The 17,935-nt window shown below is 25.8% G+C and carries 11 protein-coding genes and 1 pseudogene; 6 read left to right on the forward strand and 6 right to left on the reverse strand.

Annotated features, from left to right (window positions below; translation table 11 throughout):
* Positions 1 to 84 precede the first annotated feature (84 nt).
* The 6 genes from rmuC to polA all read left to right on the forward strand — a co-directional run bounded on the left by rmuC (position 85) and on the right by polA (position 10,630).
* Positions 85 to 1,626 carry a DNA recombination protein RmuC gene (gene rmuC, locus VOI34_RS00635; RefSeq protein WP_331828539.1) on the forward strand — a complete coding sequence of 514 codons (1,542 nt, stop codon included), beginning with the start codon at positions 85 to 87 and terminating at the stop codon, positions 1,624 to 1,626.
* Between the two features lie 100 nt (positions 1,627 to 1,726).
* A complete protein-coding gene (gene ubiE, locus VOI34_RS00640) occupies positions 1,727 to 2,485 on the forward strand; it encodes a bifunctional demethylmenaquinone methyltransferase/2-methoxy-6-polyprenyl-1,4-benzoquinol methylase UbiE (RefSeq protein ID WP_331828540.1) in 759 nt (252 codons plus the stop codon).
* 529 nt (positions 2,486 to 3,014) lie between these two features.
* Positions 3,015 to 4,655, forward strand: a complete 1,641-nt coding sequence (ubiB, locus tag VOI34_RS00645; protein WP_331828541.1) for a ubiquinone biosynthesis regulatory protein kinase UbiB — start codon at positions 3,015 to 3,017, stop codon at positions 4,653 to 4,655.
* A 321-nt stretch (positions 4,656 to 4,976) separates the two neighbouring features.
* A complete protein-coding gene (gene ubiD / locus VOI34_RS00650; RefSeq protein ID WP_331828542.1) occupies positions 4,977 to 6,464 on the forward strand; it encodes a 4-hydroxy-3-polyprenylbenzoate decarboxylase in 1,488 nt (495 codons plus the stop codon).
* A 565-nt stretch (positions 6,465 to 7,029) separates the two neighbouring features.
* Positions 7,030 to 7,659: a thiol:disulfide interchange protein DsbA gene (gene dsbA / locus VOI34_RS00655; protein ID WP_331828543.1), complete on the forward strand. Its 630-nt coding sequence runs from the start codon at positions 7,030 to 7,032 to the stop codon at positions 7,657 to 7,659.
* 175 nt (positions 7,660 to 7,834) lie between these two features.
* Positions 7,835 to 10,630, forward strand: a complete 2,796-nt coding sequence (gene polA / locus VOI34_RS00660) for a DNA polymerase I (protein ID WP_331828544.1) — start codon at positions 7,835 to 7,837, stop codon at positions 10,628 to 10,630.
* Between the two features lie 162 nt (positions 10,631 to 10,792).
* On the opposite strand, the gene yihA is transcribed toward polA, so the two are convergent.
* The 6 genes and pseudogenes from yihA to VOI34_RS00690 form a co-directional block, all read right to left on the reverse strand.
* A complete protein-coding gene (gene yihA, locus VOI34_RS00665; protein ID WP_331828545.1) occupies positions 10,793 to 11,395 on the reverse strand; it encodes a ribosome biogenesis GTP-binding protein YihA/YsxC in 603 nt (200 codons plus the stop codon).
* Positions 11,396 to 11,574: 179 nt separating this feature from the next.
* Complete coding sequence (gene glnA / locus VOI34_RS00670; RefSeq protein ID WP_331828546.1) at positions 11,575 to 13,005, reverse strand: type I glutamate--ammonia ligase; 1,431 nt, start codon at positions 13,003 to 13,005, stop codon at positions 11,575 to 11,577.
* A 696-nt stretch (positions 13,006 to 13,701) separates the two neighbouring features.
* Positions 13,702 to 13,881 (reverse strand): annotated as a pseudogene (gene rpoZ, locus VOI34_RS00675) (DNA-directed RNA polymerase subunit omega); the annotation flags it as partial.
* 99 nt (positions 13,882 to 13,980) lie between these two features.
* Positions 13,981 to 14,622, reverse strand: coding sequence for a guanylate kinase (gene gmk / locus VOI34_RS00680; RefSeq protein ID WP_331828547.1), 642 nt, complete (start codon positions 14,620 to 14,622; stop codon positions 13,981 to 13,983).
* A gap of 315 nt (positions 14,623 to 14,937) precedes the next feature.
* Positions 14,938 to 15,378 carry a MarR family winged helix-turn-helix transcriptional regulator gene (locus VOI34_RS00685; protein WP_331828548.1) on the reverse strand — a complete coding sequence of 147 codons (441 nt, stop codon included), beginning with the start codon at positions 15,376 to 15,378 and terminating at the stop codon, positions 14,938 to 14,940.
* Positions 15,379 to 16,400: 1,022 nt separating this feature from the next.
* The gene (locus VOI34_RS00690) at positions 16,401 to 17,276 is read right to left on the reverse strand and encodes a YicC/YloC family endoribonuclease (RefSeq protein WP_331828549.1); all 876 of its coding nucleotides are present in this window, start codon (positions 17,274 to 17,276) and stop codon (positions 16,401 to 16,403) included.
* Between the last annotated feature and the right edge of the window lie 659 nt (positions 17,277 to 17,935).

The raw sequence follows: 17,935 nt of genomic DNA on the forward strand, positions 1-17,935 counted from the left end.
AAATTATTTAAACATCATATATAATAATGAATAGTAAATAATTACCATAATATTTTTATGGTTACATTTTATAATAGAGAATATATGACAATCATCCCATTTTACTTGTATAATATAATTAGTATGTTAGCAGGTTCCCTACTCACTGGAGTATTCTGTAAAATTATAAAAAAACGTTGTATTAAAAGATATAAAAATGACTGTAAAGCCCATGAGAACGCATTAGGTATAATTAAACAAAACTTAAAAAATGAATCTGACTTACGGCATAATATTGAACAAAAATTACAAAACAAATCACAAATAATATATGAACTATATGGGAAATTATCTACCACTGAAGAACGTTTAAAATTATTAGATCATTATCACCAAAAATCTGAGCAACTAAATCATGAATTACATATACAATTAAATTTAAATCATACTCAAGAATTAAAACTACAAGAATTAAGTATCCGTTTAGAAGAATATAAGCTTGCAACAAAAGAAAAACAAAAGTTATTTACTGATAGTGAAAATCGATTAGCTATGCAATTTGAAAATTTAGCAAATCGTATTTTTGAACAAAATGGATACAAGATAGATAAACAAAACCGAATAACTCTTGATAGAATGCTGTATCCATTAAAAGAACAATTAGAAGGATTTAAAAATCAAATACAAAACAACATTGAAAAAGAAAAGCAAGCAAGGCATACTTTAACGTATGAAATTCGTAATTTGCACCAATTAAACGCAAAAATCACTCAAGAAACTATTAATTTAACACAAGCATTAAAGGGAAATAATAAAACCCAAGGTAGTTGGGGAGAAGTAATTTTAACTCGTGCATTAGAAGCTTCTGGTATGCGTGAAGGTCATGAGTTTCATGTACAAGTCAGTATAAAACAAACAAATGGGCATAGATTACAACCTGATGTAATTATCCATTTACCTCAAGGTAAAGATGTAGTCATTGATTCCAAAATATCTTTAGTGGCCTATGAACGTTATTTCAATAGCAATAATGAAGAAGATCGACAATTAGCTATTACTGACCATGTCCACTCATTGCGTGCACATATAAAGTCATTAAGTAAAAAAGATTACCAAAAATTATTTGGATTAAATACATTAGATTACATTTTAATGTTTGTTCCTATTGAATCTGCTTTTATGTTGGCTATTGAGAAAGAAGCATCATTACTAACTGATGCCATGCGATACAATATCATGTTAATTAGTCCTACAACGTTATTGATTGCTTTACGTACTATTAACAATCTATGGCGCTATGAATATCAAAATTGTCACTCAAAAAAAATTGCCGATAAAGCAGGACGATTATATGATAAACTACGACTATTTATGGATGACTTAAATAAAATTGGTCTATATCTAAATAAAGCAGAAATTATTTATAATGCAGCAAAAAATAAATTTTCTGAAGGAAAAGGTAATATTATAAGTCAAGCGGAAAGTTTTAGAGCACTTGGGGTACAAATAAAACAACCAATTATCCCTAATGAAATTACTCCTCATTCTATATTTTTATGTGATAAAGAAAATAATTCTTCTAATCCATCCGATTTTGAAGATGACATCATCCGCAATACATGTCATGAACCTTTAACTAATTCTTGATCAAATACGTCTAAAATATATAAATTAGTAAAAAATACTTATTTTATTAAATTTTCAATAAATAAAAATCCAATGAAAGGTCTTACAACACAGAATAAATATGAATAATAAACATAAAAAAAATACGACTCATTTTGGTTTTCAAAAAATTCCCAAAAATAAAAAAACATTACTAGTATCCAATATCTTCCATACTATAGCATCAAAGTATGATTTAATGAATGACTTAATGTCCTTCGGCATACATAGAATGTGGAAACAATTCATGATTTATCACAGTGCAGTGCATACCGGACAAAAAGTGCTAGATCTAGCCGGAGGTACTGGAGATTTAAGTATTAAATTTTCACGATTAGTTGGTAATTCAGGAATAGTAGTATTAGTAGATATCAATGATTCTATGATAGATCTAGGACAAAAAAAATTACGCAATTTAGGTATATTAAATAATGTGATATATGTACAGGCTGATGCTGAGGCTTTACCTTTCCCTGAAAATACTTTTGATTGTGTCGCTGTTGCTTTTGGTTTACGTAATTTCACAAACAAGAAACAAGCATTATGTTCAATACATAGAGTTCTAAAATCTAAAGGTAAATTACTAATTTTAGACTTTGGAGTACCTACTTTTAAAATATTAAATATAATATACGATTTATATTCATTTCACGTCTTACCCAAAATAGGTGAATTAATAGCTCAAGACGCTAATAGTTATCGCTATCTTGTAGAATCTATTCGTATGCATCCAGATCAAGAAACTCTGAAAAACATGATGACACAAACAGGATTCAATAATGTTAAATATTTTAATATGACTTATGGAATTGCAGTATTACACTGCGCACATAAATATTAAAACAACATATTTATATTCACAAACTATTATTAAATCCTTAAAATTATTCTGCATAAAACTACAGTATCTAATTATTTTTATATTTTAATAAGAAATAGTTATATATTTTCAGTATTAAAAAAAAAAAATTATATTGTATAATGCATATATACTGTAATACTTATTATTGCTTTTAATAAGTATATAATGTGGGATATAAAAATGTTTTATTTTAATAAAAAACAGTAATTTATAATTAAAATAACATTTTTTACAAAATATTTAGATAATATCTAGTTATACATTACTAATTTTATTCTATTTACATTGATAATACCTTATTAAGGAATAAATCATATGATCCAATATTTCTAGATTCTTGCAAAAAATAAATATTACTTATGTTCAAAAATATTGAATTACAATGATTAATGATAAGTAGGCTCTTATACTAAGAATATATTAGAATTATTATAGTTTTCTTAAATATACTATTTAAAACATGATCAAAATATTTATCTAATTATTTAAATAAATTATAGGAAATTTAATGTTTGTTGATGAATTATATCGATTTTTTTACATAATTAAAACAATACTAAACTATGGATTAAGTGATTTTGTTCCTACCCATCGACTAATTTTTCCATTAAGAATAGGCAGTAGATTTTTTTTACGTGTTTTAAATAAGCATTATCAACTAACTTTAGGAGAACGACTTCGTTTAGCATTGCAAGAATTAGGTCCAATATGGATTAAATTAGGTCAAATACTTTCTACTCGTCGTGATATTTTCTCAGATTCTATTGCAGATCAATTGTCAATACTGCAAGATCGCGTGGCGCCTTTCGATGGTATCCTTGCTAAAACATATATAGAGCGTGCTATTGGTAATCCATTAGAAACATGGTTTAAAGATTTTCAAGAAATACCATTAGCATCCGCATCTATTTCACAAGTACATTCCGCCAGATTTAAAAAAAACAATAAAGATATAGTAATCAAAGTTATTCGCCCAGGTCTCTTGCCTATTATTAAAACAGATATACGTTTAATGCATAGATTAGCCAATTGGATTTATAAATTCCTACCAGAAGGACGGAAATTTAAATTTTCAGAAGTTGTTTCAGAATATGAAAAAACCCTTTTTAACGAACTTAATTTGTTAAAAGAAGCAGCTAATACTATTCAATTACGAAGAAATTTTAAAAAAAGTCAAATATTATACATACCCAAAGTATATGTAGATTTTTGCAGCGAAAAAGTTATGGTTATGGAACGTATTTATGGTATACCTGTATATGATATAGTTGCATTAAAGAAACAAAGAACTAATATGAAATTATTAGCAGAACGCGGGATAGAAGTGTTTTTTACTCAAGTATTTAGAGACAGTTTTTTTCATGGAGATATGCATCCTGGTAATATATTCATTAGCTATAAACATCCAGATAATCCAAAATATATTAGTATTGATTGTGGTATTATCGGATCTTTAAATAAAAAAGATAAATACTATTTAGCAGCAAATTTTATCGCATTTTTTAATCGCGACTATCGTAAGATAGCTGAACTACATCTTGACTCAGGTTGGATACCCGTAAATACTAACATCGAAGACTTTGAATGCGCAATGAGAACAGTATTTGAACCAATTTTTGAACAACCGCTAGAAAACGTTCCTTTTAGTAAAATATTACTATATTTATTTAATACCGCACGATGTTTTAATATGGAAATACAACCTCAATTGATCCTATTACAAAAAACTTTATTATATATTGAAGGAATAGTGAGACAACTATATCCTCATTTAAATCTTTGGAAATCTGCTAGACCTTTTTTAGAAAAATGGATGCAAGATCAACTAAAATTTTCAACAACAATATGTGCCTTGACAGATAAAATACCTTATTGGATAGATAAGATACCAGAATTACCTACTTTATTATCTAACGAATTTAAACGTTCTTGCATGCTACAAAAAAAAATAGAAATGTTGATAACAGAGTTAAAAACGCAACGAACCAAACAAAGCCAAGCATTATTCTTATTCGGGGTTGGAGCAACATTAATTACCAGCAGTATTTTCTTATGTATACAAGATAAATATTTTAAAAATTTTTCTATTTTTTTATTTATCACTGGAATATTTATTTGGACAATAGGCTGGAAACGTATTATGCAGTAATCATTATTACTATTATTATCAATATCACGTTTAATTTTATTTCTAATAAAAGATTATTTTAACAATTCAAAAAATATCTCCATATATATGCTATACAAATTAAAATATTCTATATTCAATGTAACTATTTTGGCATAATGATATTAACTACTATAGATTTAAACTATATTAGTTTACATTAACATGATTAAAATTTAAACTATTTTAAAAAATAACCTATTAATTGCAATATACAATATATATTATATATAATGTATATTGTGATCAGTAGTAATACCAAATTTAGAACAATAAATATAAACTTAATGCCTATTAAATATCATGAAATACAAAGATTTACGTGATTTTATCAAAATTCTAGAGTATAGAGGAGACTTAAAAAGAATTACTCTTCCTATTAATCCTGATTTAGAAATAACAGAAATTGCTGATCGTACCATTAAATCTGGAGGGCCAGCTCTCTTTTTTGAAAACCCTAAAGGATACACAATACCTGTTCTTTGTAACTTATTTGGTACACCCAATAGAATAGCTCTAGGTATGGGGAAAGAAAATATTCTATCATTACGTGATATTGGAAAATTGCTTGCATTTTTAAAAGAACCTGAACTCCCAACAGGGATACATGATTTTTTTTCTAAAATACCTAATTTTCGTCATATTTTACATATGCCTATCAAGCGTGTGAGTACAGCTCCATGCCAAGAAAATGTTTGGTGTAATAAAGATGTAGACATTACACATATGCCAATAATGCGTTGTTGGCCCAAAGATATATCTCCTGTAATTACCTGGGGGATCACAATAACTCGTGGTCCAAGAAGAAAACGACAAAATCTTGGAATTTATCGCCAACAAGTACTATCTAAAAACAAAATTCTTATAAGATGGCTATCTCATCGTGGTGGAGCATTAGATTTTCAAGAATGGTATAAATATACTTCAGAAAAAAGATTTCCCATTACTGTAGCATTAGGAGCCGATCCAGCTACTTTACTAGGAGCAGTAATCCCTATCCCTAATACTTTATCAGAATATGCTTTCTCCGGTCTATTAAGAGGTTATAAAACTGAAGTAATTAAATGCATTTCATGTGACTTGGATGTTCCAGCTAATTCTGAAATTATATTAGAAGGATATTTAGAACGAGGTAAAACAGCAATAGAGGGGCCTTTTGGAGATCACACAGGATACTACAATACTACTGCTCAATTTCCAGTATGCACTATTACCCACATTACCCAAAGAAACAATCCAATTTATCATTCTACTTATACTGGACGCCCACCAGATGAACCTGCAATGCTTGGAATGGCAATGAATGAAGTATTTATCCCTATAATACAAAAACAATTTCCAGAAATTATAGATTTTTATTTACCTCCTGAAGGTTGTTCATATAGACTAGCTATCGTAACCATAAAAAAACAATATATTGGACACGCCAAGCGTATAATTTTTGGAATATGGTCCTTTTTAAAACAATTTATGTATACTAAATTTATTATTATATGTGACGACGATATTAATGCACGAGATTGGAATGATGTAATATGGGCAATTACTACACGTATGGATCCTGCTCGAGATACCATAATAATAGAAAATACTCCAATTGATTACCTTGATTTTTCTAGCCCGATTTCTGGATTAGGCGCTAAAATAGGTATGGATGCTACAAACAAATGGCCCGGAGAAACTGAAAGAGAATGGGGTATTCCAATTAAAATGAACAATACAGTACGACATTATATTGATAGTATTTGGGATAAATTAAACATATTTCATAAAAGAAAACAACAACAGTAAAATAGTTTTTTAATTACAGAAATCATCATATTTTTATGATAATAAAAATTATAAATTATATTCTAACTATATAAAAGTCACTATATATTCTATTCTTTAATTAAAAACAGAATTTATAAATAAAATATAAATTAATCACGAATTAATACATATCTTTTTATTGTAGATATGATAATACTCTTTATGATTAATAATCAATACACCTTAAAAATTATCCCTGTATTTATTCTATTATGACTATTGATATAAATATTAAAATAATCTCAACTTTTAAATTTCTTACATCAAAAATAAGAACATATTAGTAGTATTAAGTCATTATTGTAAAAAATATTTTTTTATTTATTATTATATTTAATTAATGCAATAATTATAAAATCTATTATTTTATAATATATACACAAGTTCTTATACATATCAAATAATATTAGTATGATGATTAAAATCACACATCAAGAAACCAAGTAGAATATTATTATTAATTAAAATAAAAATATTATTTTTATTTTAATTAATAATATCTATATTTTAATAATCAATGTTTGTAGGATTATTAGGAGGTTGTATGAAAAAATTACATCTTATTTTAATAATAATTTCTTTAATATTTTCATGCAAAAGCATTTCCTCTTCAATTATAGAAGGAAAACAATATATTCGATTAAATAAACCTATTCATAATGCTCCTAAACTACTAGAGTTTTTTTCTTTTTATTGTCCGCATTGTTATCAATTCGAGCAAATTTATCATATTTCTAACAATATAGAAAAAACATTACCCAAAAACATAAATTTTTATAAATATCATGTAAATTTTTTAGGTAATTTAGGAAAACAATTAACACATGCTTGGGCTGTAGCAATAGCATTAGGAATAGAAAATAAAATCAGTCCCATATTATTTATAGCGATACAAAAACAACAATCTATCCATACCATAGAAGATATTCGTGCGATATTTATCAAATCTGGTGTTAATGCAGAAGAATTTGATACTGCTTGGGATAGTATATTAGTAAAATCTTTAGTCTTAGATCAAGAACAAGCAGCAATAAATTTTCATCTAAGAGGGGTTCCATCAATATTTATCAATGGCAAATATATGATAAAAAACGACAAACTAGATATATCATCAGTAAATGCTTACATGCAACAATTTTGTGAATTATTAAATTTACTCATAAATAAAACATAAAATTTTTATAATTATTACACTCTAAATATGATCATCTGGTTATATGACACAACTCCATTTTATTTTTATTATTTTAATATCTATGATAATATTATTATTTAGTGTTATTTATTAAATAAATATCCAACATTCTTTAATCTTTTCTACAAGATTAAATCATATATAAAATATCATTATGATTACAACTATAAATAATCCGATAATTTTAGTGGATGGTTCTTTTTATATACACCGCGCATATCATGCATTACCATCATTAAAAACCAGCAATGGAGAACCAGTATGGGTAATATATGGAGTAATCAATATGATCAAAAGTCTGCTAGTGCAATATCAACCTACTCATATGGTAATTATTTTTGATACAATGGGAAAAACATTTCGTAATAACTTATTCGAAAAATATAAAGCTAATCGCATTAAAATCCCTAAGGATCTATATATTCAAATAAATCCGTTATGCAAAATAATACACGCCATGGGATTACCAATACTTCAGGTACCTAATGTAGAAGCAGATGATGTAATAGGCACGTTAGCCATATTTTACGCGCAATCAGGGATTCCTGTATTAATTAGTACAGGAGATAAAGATATGGCTCAAATAGTATCGCCTAAAATAACTCTTATTAACACTATGTCAAATATTATGTTCACTCCTAAAGAAGTAGAAAGAAAATTTGGAATACCGCCAGAGTTGATAGCTGATTATCTAGCATTAATAGGAGATCGATCTGATAATATTCCTGGAGTTCCTGGAGTAGGGAAAAAGACTGCGCAAATATTATTAAAAAAAATAGGCAATTTAAAAACATTATATGATAATTTGGATAAAATTGATATATTGGGACTACGGGGCGCTAGGGGAATACAAAATATATTACAGATTAATAAAGAAATAGCATTTCTTTCTTATAAATTAACAACTATCAAAACAGATGTGTCTTTGGACACATCTGTTCATCAATTATCAATACAACAAGTAAATATTGATACTTTGTTGTCATTATTTAAACGATATGAATTCAAGAATTGGTTAATAGATTTAAAATCAAGAAAATGGTTACATAAATATCAATGCTTAAATAAGCTATCATCACACCAATGCTCAAAAAATACGTTTTTACATCAAAAAAGTAATTTACTATTAGATCATGTCAAAGAAAAAAAAAATATTAAAATAATACATGATACTGAAATGCTTTATCATTGGATTGAAAAAATTAAAATATCCAAATTCTTTATATTTAACATACATACAGATATATTTAACGCTGCTACAGCTAATATTATAAGCATATGTTTATCTATAAATCCTAATGAAAGTGCGTATATTCCTATAAAAACTAATTCAATTAGTAATCATCAAGATTTTTTATATCTTGATAAAATACTATCAATGCTACAACCAATTTTAGAAAATTCAGAAATAAAGAAAATTGGGCAACACCTAAAGTTTAGCCATGCTATATTTAAACGTTACAATATAAATTTGGTTGGTATGGCATTTGATGTTATGTTAGAATTATATATATTGTACGGTACCTCTGATTATCAAGACATAAAAAATTTTTTAGATAAAGACACATTCAACGCTGTTACAGATTTTAAAAATAATTGCCATAAAAATGGCATTATCTCAGACATACGCAATATACAATCACAATCTCTACATGCTGCTAAATTTATTAAATCTCTATTTAACTTACATCATATTTTATGGCCAAAAATAAACACAAACGACAAACTAAAAAAAATATTTGAAGAAATAGAAATGCCTTTAATATCTATATTATCTCGTATCGAAAGTTATGGCGTGTTAATAGATAAAAAATTACTTAACGCTCATTCAGTAGAATTAGATTCTCGACTTAATGAATTAAAACTGGAAGCATATCAATTGGTAAATACTTCTTTTAATCTTTCTTCAACCAAGCAATTACAAGAAATATTATATAGTAAGCAAAAATTACCAATTTTAAAAAAAACACCTACTGGCACTCCTTCAACCAATGAAGAAGTATTAAAAAAATTAGCTAAAAAATACCCAATGCCAAAAATCATTTTACAATATCGCAGTTTAGCTAAATTAAAATCCACTTATACCAATAAATTAACCGCTATGATTAACGAAAAATCAAATCGAGTACATACCTCATATAATCAAACTAGAACTTCTACGGGACGTCTTTCTTCTACTAACCCAAATTTACAAAATATTCCAAATAGAAATTATGATGGTAGAAAAATACGTCAAGCTTTTATTGCTCCTAAAAATTTTTTAATTGTAGCTGCAGATTATTCACAAATAGAATTAAGAATAATGGCGCACCTATCTCAAGATATCAAATTAATTAACGATTTTATTTCTGAAAAAGATATTCATACTGCAACAGCTTCTGAAATATTTGTAACTGCACTACATTTAGTGACTAATGAACAAAGACATCAAGCTAAAACTATCAATTTCGGATTAATTTATGGAATGAGTGCATTTGGATTAGCACGTCAATTATCAGTAACATGTAAAGAGGCACAAAAATATGTAGATCGTTATTTTAAACGATATCCTGGAGTCATGAGATATATGAAACATATTCGAGAACATGTCAATAAATATGGCTATGTATCTACATTAGACGGACGAAAATTATATTTACCAGATATTTTTTCTTCTAATATTTCCCAGAAAAAAAGTGCTGAAAGAGCAGCAATCAATGCTCCTATGCAAGGAAGTGCTGCTGACATTATTAAAAAAGCAATGATATCTGTTGATAATTGGTTACAAAAGGATGAAATTCCAGCACGTATAATTATGCAAGTGCATGATGAATTAGTATTTGAAGTACACCATGAAATCATAAATCCAGCTGTAAAACAAATCAAAAAATTAATGGAAGAATGCTTTGTTATTGATATACCGCTAAAAGTAGATATTGGTATTGGAAAAAATTGGGAACAAGCACATTAATACTATTTACTATTAATTTAGTATATATGCTATATAAGATAATATCTATAGATATTAAATACCAATTCAAATAATTTATTTACTATATAAATTTATATAGTTTATTTAAACATAGAAAAACTATTATTGTAATTAATTTATAACATGTATTATTTTATTACTTTAATATTTAAACCAATTATTAAGAGTGATTTTTAACAACTCTATTCCATGTTTCTTAACAGTAGAAAAGGGTACAACTTGTATGCACGTTGTACCCTTTATCTTCATGTCCTGTGCCACTTTTTGAGTTGTAACTTTTAAAATACTTCTAGAAACTTTATCTGATTTACTTAATAAAGTAAAAATTGGGACTTTCATTGAAAGCGCACTTTCAATGATTTTTTGATCTAAATTTTTTACAGGATACCTAATATCCATGATTAATATCAATCCTTTTAAATTTTTTCTTTTCTCCAAGTATTCACATACTATGTCATGCCAACAATTTTTTCTCATGTTTATATCTTTAGTATAACCATAACCAGGAAAATCAATAAGACGAATACCTGGTTTTACTTCGAATAAATTGATAAGTTTCGTGCATCCTGGCGTTTTACTAACTTTAGTAAGTTTTTTTTGATAAGTTAGAGCATTAATAGCACTAGATTTTCCACTGTTAGAATAACCAACGAAAGCCACCTCCATACCTATCTTTCCGTTAGGTAATTTACAAATTTCAGGCACACTTACTAAAAAATAAGTACTATGATAATTATATTTCATACATATATATTATGTATAGTCATAGTAAAATGAAAAATGAATCACCTGTTTTTATATATTTAAGTCATTAAATATATAAAAATATTAAACACTATTTAATTTATTAAAATAATTCTGCAAAAATTATTTTGTTATAGTTACTAACTATATGACAGTTATCTTATAAATCATAAAAAATTTTAAACACTATAATATAAATCAAACTCTACAGGATGCGGAGTCATATGCACTAACCTAATTTCTTCTTGGCATAACAGAATATAGGTATTAATGTAATCTTCACTAAAGACATTACCTCGTGTTAAAAATGCATGATCTTCTGCCAAATAACTCAATGCCTCATCAAAAGATCTAGCCATACGCGGTATTGATAACGATTCTTTTTCAGAAATAGTATATAAATTTTTATCTATAGGTTCTCCAGGATGGATTTTATTAAAAATCCCATCTAATCCAGCCATAAGCAACGCAGAAAAAGCTAAATAAGGATTAGCAGCTGGATCAGGAAAACGAACTTCAATACGACATGATGCATGAGTATTTTTTTTTGATTTATTAATAATCGATGGAATTCGAATAGCGCTGGAACGATTACCAGCAGAATAAGTCAACATTATTGGAGCTTCATAATTTGGAACTAAACGTCTATATGAATTGGTAGTTGGATTAGTTATAGCATTTAATGCTTTAGCATGACGCAAAATCCCTCCAATATAAAACAAAGCTATCTCAGAAAGATGTCCATATTGATCACCCGAAAATAAATTAGTATCTTTTCTATGTAAAGATATATGACAGTGCATACCTGATCCGTTATCATTTATAATAGGTTTTGGCATAAACGTTGCAGTTTTACCAGAACTATGAGCAACATTATGTACTACATATTTATATATTTGTATTTCATCAGCTTTTTTAGTAAGAGTATTAAATCGAGTTGCTATTTCATTTTGTCCAGATGTTGCAACTTCATGATGATGAGCCTCTATAATTAATCCCATTTTTTCCATTATTAGAGCCATAGTAGAGCGCAAATTTTGCGAAGAATCTATTGGAGGTACTGGGGCGTATCCACTTTTCACTCTAGGGCGATGACCTTTATTTCCGTCTTTATATATTTTACCGCTATTCCACGCCGATTCTCGATCATCAACGATCACATAAGATCCTGATCTTGTCGTTTCAAAACGAATGTCATCAAATAAGAAAAATTCTGGTTCAGGCCCAAACATTACAATATCAGCAATACCAGAATTATATAAAAACATTTCTGCCCGTTTAGCTATAGAGCGCGGATCCCTATCATAATTTTGCATAGTACTAGGGTCAAGTACGTCACAACGAATAATTATTGTTTTATTTTCGTAAAATGGATCTATTATGAAACTAGTGGGATCAGGCATTAAAACCATATCCGACTCATTAATACTTTTCCAACCCTTAATAGAAGATCCATCAAAAATCTTACCATTATTAAATAAATGATCATCAACTTGCATTTTAGGAATAGTAATATGTTGTTCTTTCCCTTTTGTATCGGTAAAGCGTAAATCAACAAATTTTATTTGATTTTCATCAAGAATAGAAAAAATTTTTTCGATATCTGTCATATTTATTCTCTCAGCCATTATAGATTCCATGATAGCAAAGTTGTAAATAACATTTTATAATGTACTACTTATAAAAATTATTGCTGTCAATACTTTTCCAAAAATTTATTTAGTTTGAATATATCCATTTTAGAATAATCATTGATACTATTAGTATTTGATGTATTTAGCAAGTTTTATTAATATTTACCTAAATTTAAGATTTTTAATCTGAAAATTATAATATCACTTACTGTAACTTCGCGAAAATATTATTTAACAAAACAAATATTTATTATATAAATAATTATTTTTAATCATTTACAAACTAACACAGTATTTTATTGCTATAAACAATACGCACTATAAGGCTCAACAATGAGTATATAGTTTTTTATAAATTAAAAATTAATTTGTGTAATAAGTTTATTATCTTTACAGAAAATAATTTATGCGTAACCATATATGTTATGTATATCAGTGCTAATATAAAAAAACAATTTTTTGGCATCAATACAATGTAATCATTATGAATCTAAAAATATAAACATTGCAATATGCTATTTCAACACTATCATTTACATGATAAAACAAATAAATAATTTTATTTCAACAATTTTTATATTCACTACATGAATAAACTCCGATTTGTAAAAATAATTTTAAATTTAAACAATATTAATTTTTATTATATGCGAATATTAAAATTTACTTAGTAATCAAATCTTCTTCTATTTCTCTAAGAGCAAGCACAGTATATTTGTCATTATTATTTTTTTTAACTAATGTTTCTTTTCCACCAATTTGCATTTGCCGTGCACGCCGTGCAGCAACTAATATTAAATCAAATCTATTGCCAATTCTTTCTACAGCATCTTGTACGGTAATACGCGCCATTTTATTTTACCATATGTATATGTTTTATAGGATTTTATCCTTGTTAATTTTTAAATTGCTACCATAATAAAATATTATTGTGTAAATCTCATATTATTACTACATATCTGGTAACAACAAGTTATTTATTAATGTTGCATAGCGTATTTTCTGATATGCTACACGCAATTGTTCAGACAAAATAATTGATTGTAAATGTATTAGAGCAATATTAAAGTCGTCATTTACCACAACATAATCATATTCTTTAAAATGACTAATTTCATCCATTGTATGCTTCATACGTTCGGCAATAATTTTTTTTGTATCTTGTCCTCTAAAACGCAACCGACGCGATAATTCTTTTTTTGATGGAGGTAAAATAAAAATAGTATAAATATTACTTGATATTTTATTTCGAATTTGCTGCGCTCCTTTCCAATCAATATTGAGTACAACATGTATGCCGGTATTTAACATAGTTTTAACATCATTTTTCAATGTACCATAATAATGATTAAAAACTTTTGCATATTCAAAAAATTTATTTTTATTAATCATATATTTAAATTTTTCTCTTGAAATAAAATAATAGTCTTTTCCATGAATTTCCCCAGATCTCTTAATACGTGTAGTATAAGAGATAGATAATTTAATTTTATAAATGAAACAATTACATTGCATTAAAGTTTGAATTAACGTAGACTTTCCCGTACCACTTGGAGCAGATATAATACATAATGTTCCTAAATTTTTCATCATAAAAATATATAATTTCTGATTATATAAACAGGTAAATTTATAAAAATACATTTTTGTTTATACGCAATTAAACCATGGCATACAACCTACAATTAATTCCAGTCGATACTAAAAATTATCATTTACATGGTCATGTTTAGTTATTAACAATTTCTTAACAAAAGATCCTCGGTAAAACTTAATAATTATTCGATAGTTTAATGATGATCATACATACATTTTTATATACTAAATTTATAAAGTGTGTTTTATACCGAGGATCTTTTGTTTATGTTACCAAATGCCATAGTATATTGTATAATACAATATATCATATTAATTTAATATATTATTTTTCTGCCGTATTTCAAGTAAATTACATACTTCTCTAAAATTTTTAAGTTGTATATCAGACAAAGGAGAAAACATACGATCTAAAATAATATTATGCGTATCTTTGGCAATACGTAGTTTATCACGTCCTTTTTCTGTAATATGAACATACTTGACTCTACGATCTGTCAAGCTTTGTTGTCGATGTAACATTTCATCTTTTTCCAATGCATCAAGTACTGTTACCACAGTTCTTGAAGAAAATCCCATATAATTCTTAATGTCTGTTGCACTAGTTTTACCGGTAGTAATAAGATGTAATATTTTCATTTTAGACATCGAAAGTCCTTCATTAATTAATTGACCGTTTATTTCTTTACGTAAACGATGATAAATACGGGATAAAGATTCTACCATATTTGAAATGTCTGTTAATCTATTCATAATTATGTGTCTCTACATTAAATCAATAACGATAATAGGACTATATTTGACAGTTTTAATTAATAGCAGGCTAAATTGGAAAACAAACCATCTGAAGTATTTTTATTAAAATAATAACCTTCAGATAATTATTTAAACCTGACAATTAACAATATTTATTTAATTAACTATTTCGGTTCATACCTCCTAAATTATTGTAATTCCACTAAATTAATATTTTCAGTTATATTAAAATAACCTGACATTATTACTCTAAAACACATATATTCTGATATATATTTTCTATATTGTTTACTGTTTTTATTTTATCGGAGTTTTTTTAAATTTGAAATATTACTGTAGGAAAAAGAAAATTTCTGATAGATTTACAAAAAATTATTTTTTATTATTTTTTATCATTTATTTTTAATTTAAAATTATATATCTGCAATTAAATAGATAATGAACTATAATTTTTAAATAACATTCTTATAAAAAAATAAAAAGTTTTTTTATTTTTTTATAAGAATGTTATTTAAATTTATATTTAATAATAAATAATATTTTTGTACAATAATATATTATTCATTTAAGTACATATAAATTCATAAAAATAATGATATTCAGATAAATATCTCTATATATCCGTTTGATTTATACTAAATATTTAGCTTATAAATTTGTATATTACTTTAATAAAAAGTAGATTTTTAAGAAACATTATTTATCTTATAAATATAATAACTATATATATGATAATAGTATATATATAAATAATATCAAATATATTACATTTTGATTAAAATAAAGTTATTACGCTAATAATATATTCATATTAATGAAATTGTATAATTGAAGATAATAAATAACAATTTTTACATAAATAAAATATATAATTCTAATATTAAGGTCTTAGTGCTAATATAGTTAATTAAAATATTTTATTTATGTAAAAATTATCGAAATCAACTATTGACAATAAATATACATACCAAACAGATAATTTAAGTTAAATAGAAAACTATTTACTTAATTACTATATTTTATTCAATATTTTGAGTTTGTTCTCGCATTTGTTCAATGAATATTTTTAAAGAAATTGCTGATCGAGTAATATAAGAATTTATAGATTTTGAAGTTAATGTATTAGCTTCTCTATACAGTTCTTGTATTATAAAATCCAATCGTCTACCAATAGATCCTTTTTGATCAAGAACACGATGCATTTCTTGGATATGACCCGTTAAACGATCTACCTCTTCTGAAATATCAATTTTTTGAGCCACTATTAACAACTCCTGTTCCAATCGTATTGGATCAGCATAAACACAAACATCCTTCATTTGCTCCAAAAGTTTTGTTCGCTTCCACTCTAATACTTTAGGAATATATTGACGTATTGTATTAACTTCCTTATACATCAAATGTAAACGTTCAATAATTTTGTTTTTTAAAAAAATACCTTCTTTTTCCCTATTTTTTACTAAATTATGCAATGTATCTTTAAAACATATCAATAATTCAGTACTAACATTATTCATGTTATTTTGTTCACATGTTATTACCCCTGGCCAAGATAAAATATCCATTAAATTAATATCACCTTCATTAATTAATGTTTTTACCCATTTTGCATATGAAATAAGATCATGAACTAACTTTTTATTAATAACCAGTGTATTAATATTATTAATATCATAATTAGTATTCATTTTAATTCGTAAAGAACATTCTATTTTTCCTCTAATAAGAGAATCTTCAATTTGCTTACGAACCATCCACGATAAATCAAAAAGATATTTAGGTAAATCAATATGAATATCTAAATAACGTTGATTTAAAGAACAAATTTCCCAGGTAACATTACCCCATGTATATTTCACTTCATGCCTTGAAAAAGCGGTCATACTATAAACCATAACAACACCTAAATTTTATTAAAATATAACAAAAATAAATTTTAAAATTTAAAAAAAATAAAATAATTTAATCCTATCATTCATATAAAAATCATAACTTTAATCATACGCATAATATACAAATATTACTTATTAAAAATTTTTAGGATTAATGTAGTATTTATAAAATTTATATTATTTTACTCAATAATAAAGATATATTAATACCATAACTAATAATAATTTATAAAACTTTTATTTACTCTAAATACAATATTCTAAACTTTAAAACTATATTATGCATATATAAACACCATTGTTATAATAAAATAAAATTAATTAATAAATACAAATAACATTAAATAAGAATTTTTTCATTAAAACTGATGTAATATCATTACATCTATAACATAGATGTGCATACACATATACGTATATATCGTATGTAGTACATAATTTTTATATCCTAATATTAATATAAAAATCGATATAAATATATCGTTGTTAATAATAAAAAATCATTTCTCTCTATATAAAGACTAATCGCAATATTTATATATTATTTATAAATATAATAACTTATCAAACATACCGTTGTTTTTGAAATTTTATTTCAACAAATTAATAATATATTTTATTTACATAATTATTTAAAAATAATTACATTACTACTTTAACAA

The organism is Candidatus Blochmannia sp. SNP (genome assembly GCF_036549215.1).
Lineage (GTDB): Bacteria > Pseudomonadota > Gammaproteobacteria > Enterobacterales > Enterobacteriaceae > Blochmanniella.

Coding starts and splice junctions, on each gene's coding strand:
- rmuC (WP_331828539.1), top strand. CDS start 85: ATGACAATCATCCCATTTTACTTGTATAATATAATTAGTATGTTAGCA.
- ubiE (WP_331828540.1), top strand. CDS start 1,727: ATGAATAATAAACATAAAAAAAATACGACTCATTTTGGTTTTCAAAAA.
- ubiB (WP_331828541.1), top strand. CDS start 3,015: ATGTTTGTTGATGAATTATATCGATTTTTTTACATAATTAAAACAATA.
- ubiD (WP_331828542.1), top strand. CDS start 4,977: ATGAAATACAAAGATTTACGTGATTTTATCAAAATTCTAGAGTATAGA.
- dsbA (WP_331828543.1), top strand. CDS start 7,030: ATGAAAAAATTACATCTTATTTTAATAATAATTTCTTTAATATTTTCA.
- polA (WP_331828544.1), top strand. CDS start 7,835: ATGATTACAACTATAAATAATCCGATAATTTTAGTGGATGGTTCTTTT.
- yihA (WP_331828545.1), bottom strand. CDS start 11,395: ATGAAATATAATTATCATAGTACTTATTTTTTAGTAAGTGTGCCTGAA.
- glnA (WP_331828546.1), bottom strand. CDS start 13,005: ATGACAGATATCGAAAAAATTTTTTCTATTCTTGATGAAAATCAAATA.
- gmk (WP_331828547.1), bottom strand. CDS start 14,622: ATGATGAAAAATTTAGGAACATTATGTATTATATCTGCTCCAAGTGGT.
- VOI34_RS00685 (WP_331828548.1), bottom strand. CDS start 15,378: ATGAATAGATTAACAGACATTTCAAATATGGTAGAATCTTTATCCCGT.
- VOI34_RS00690 (WP_331828549.1), bottom strand. CDS start 17,276: ATGGTTTATAGTATGACCGCTTTTTCAAGGCATGAAGTGAAATATACA.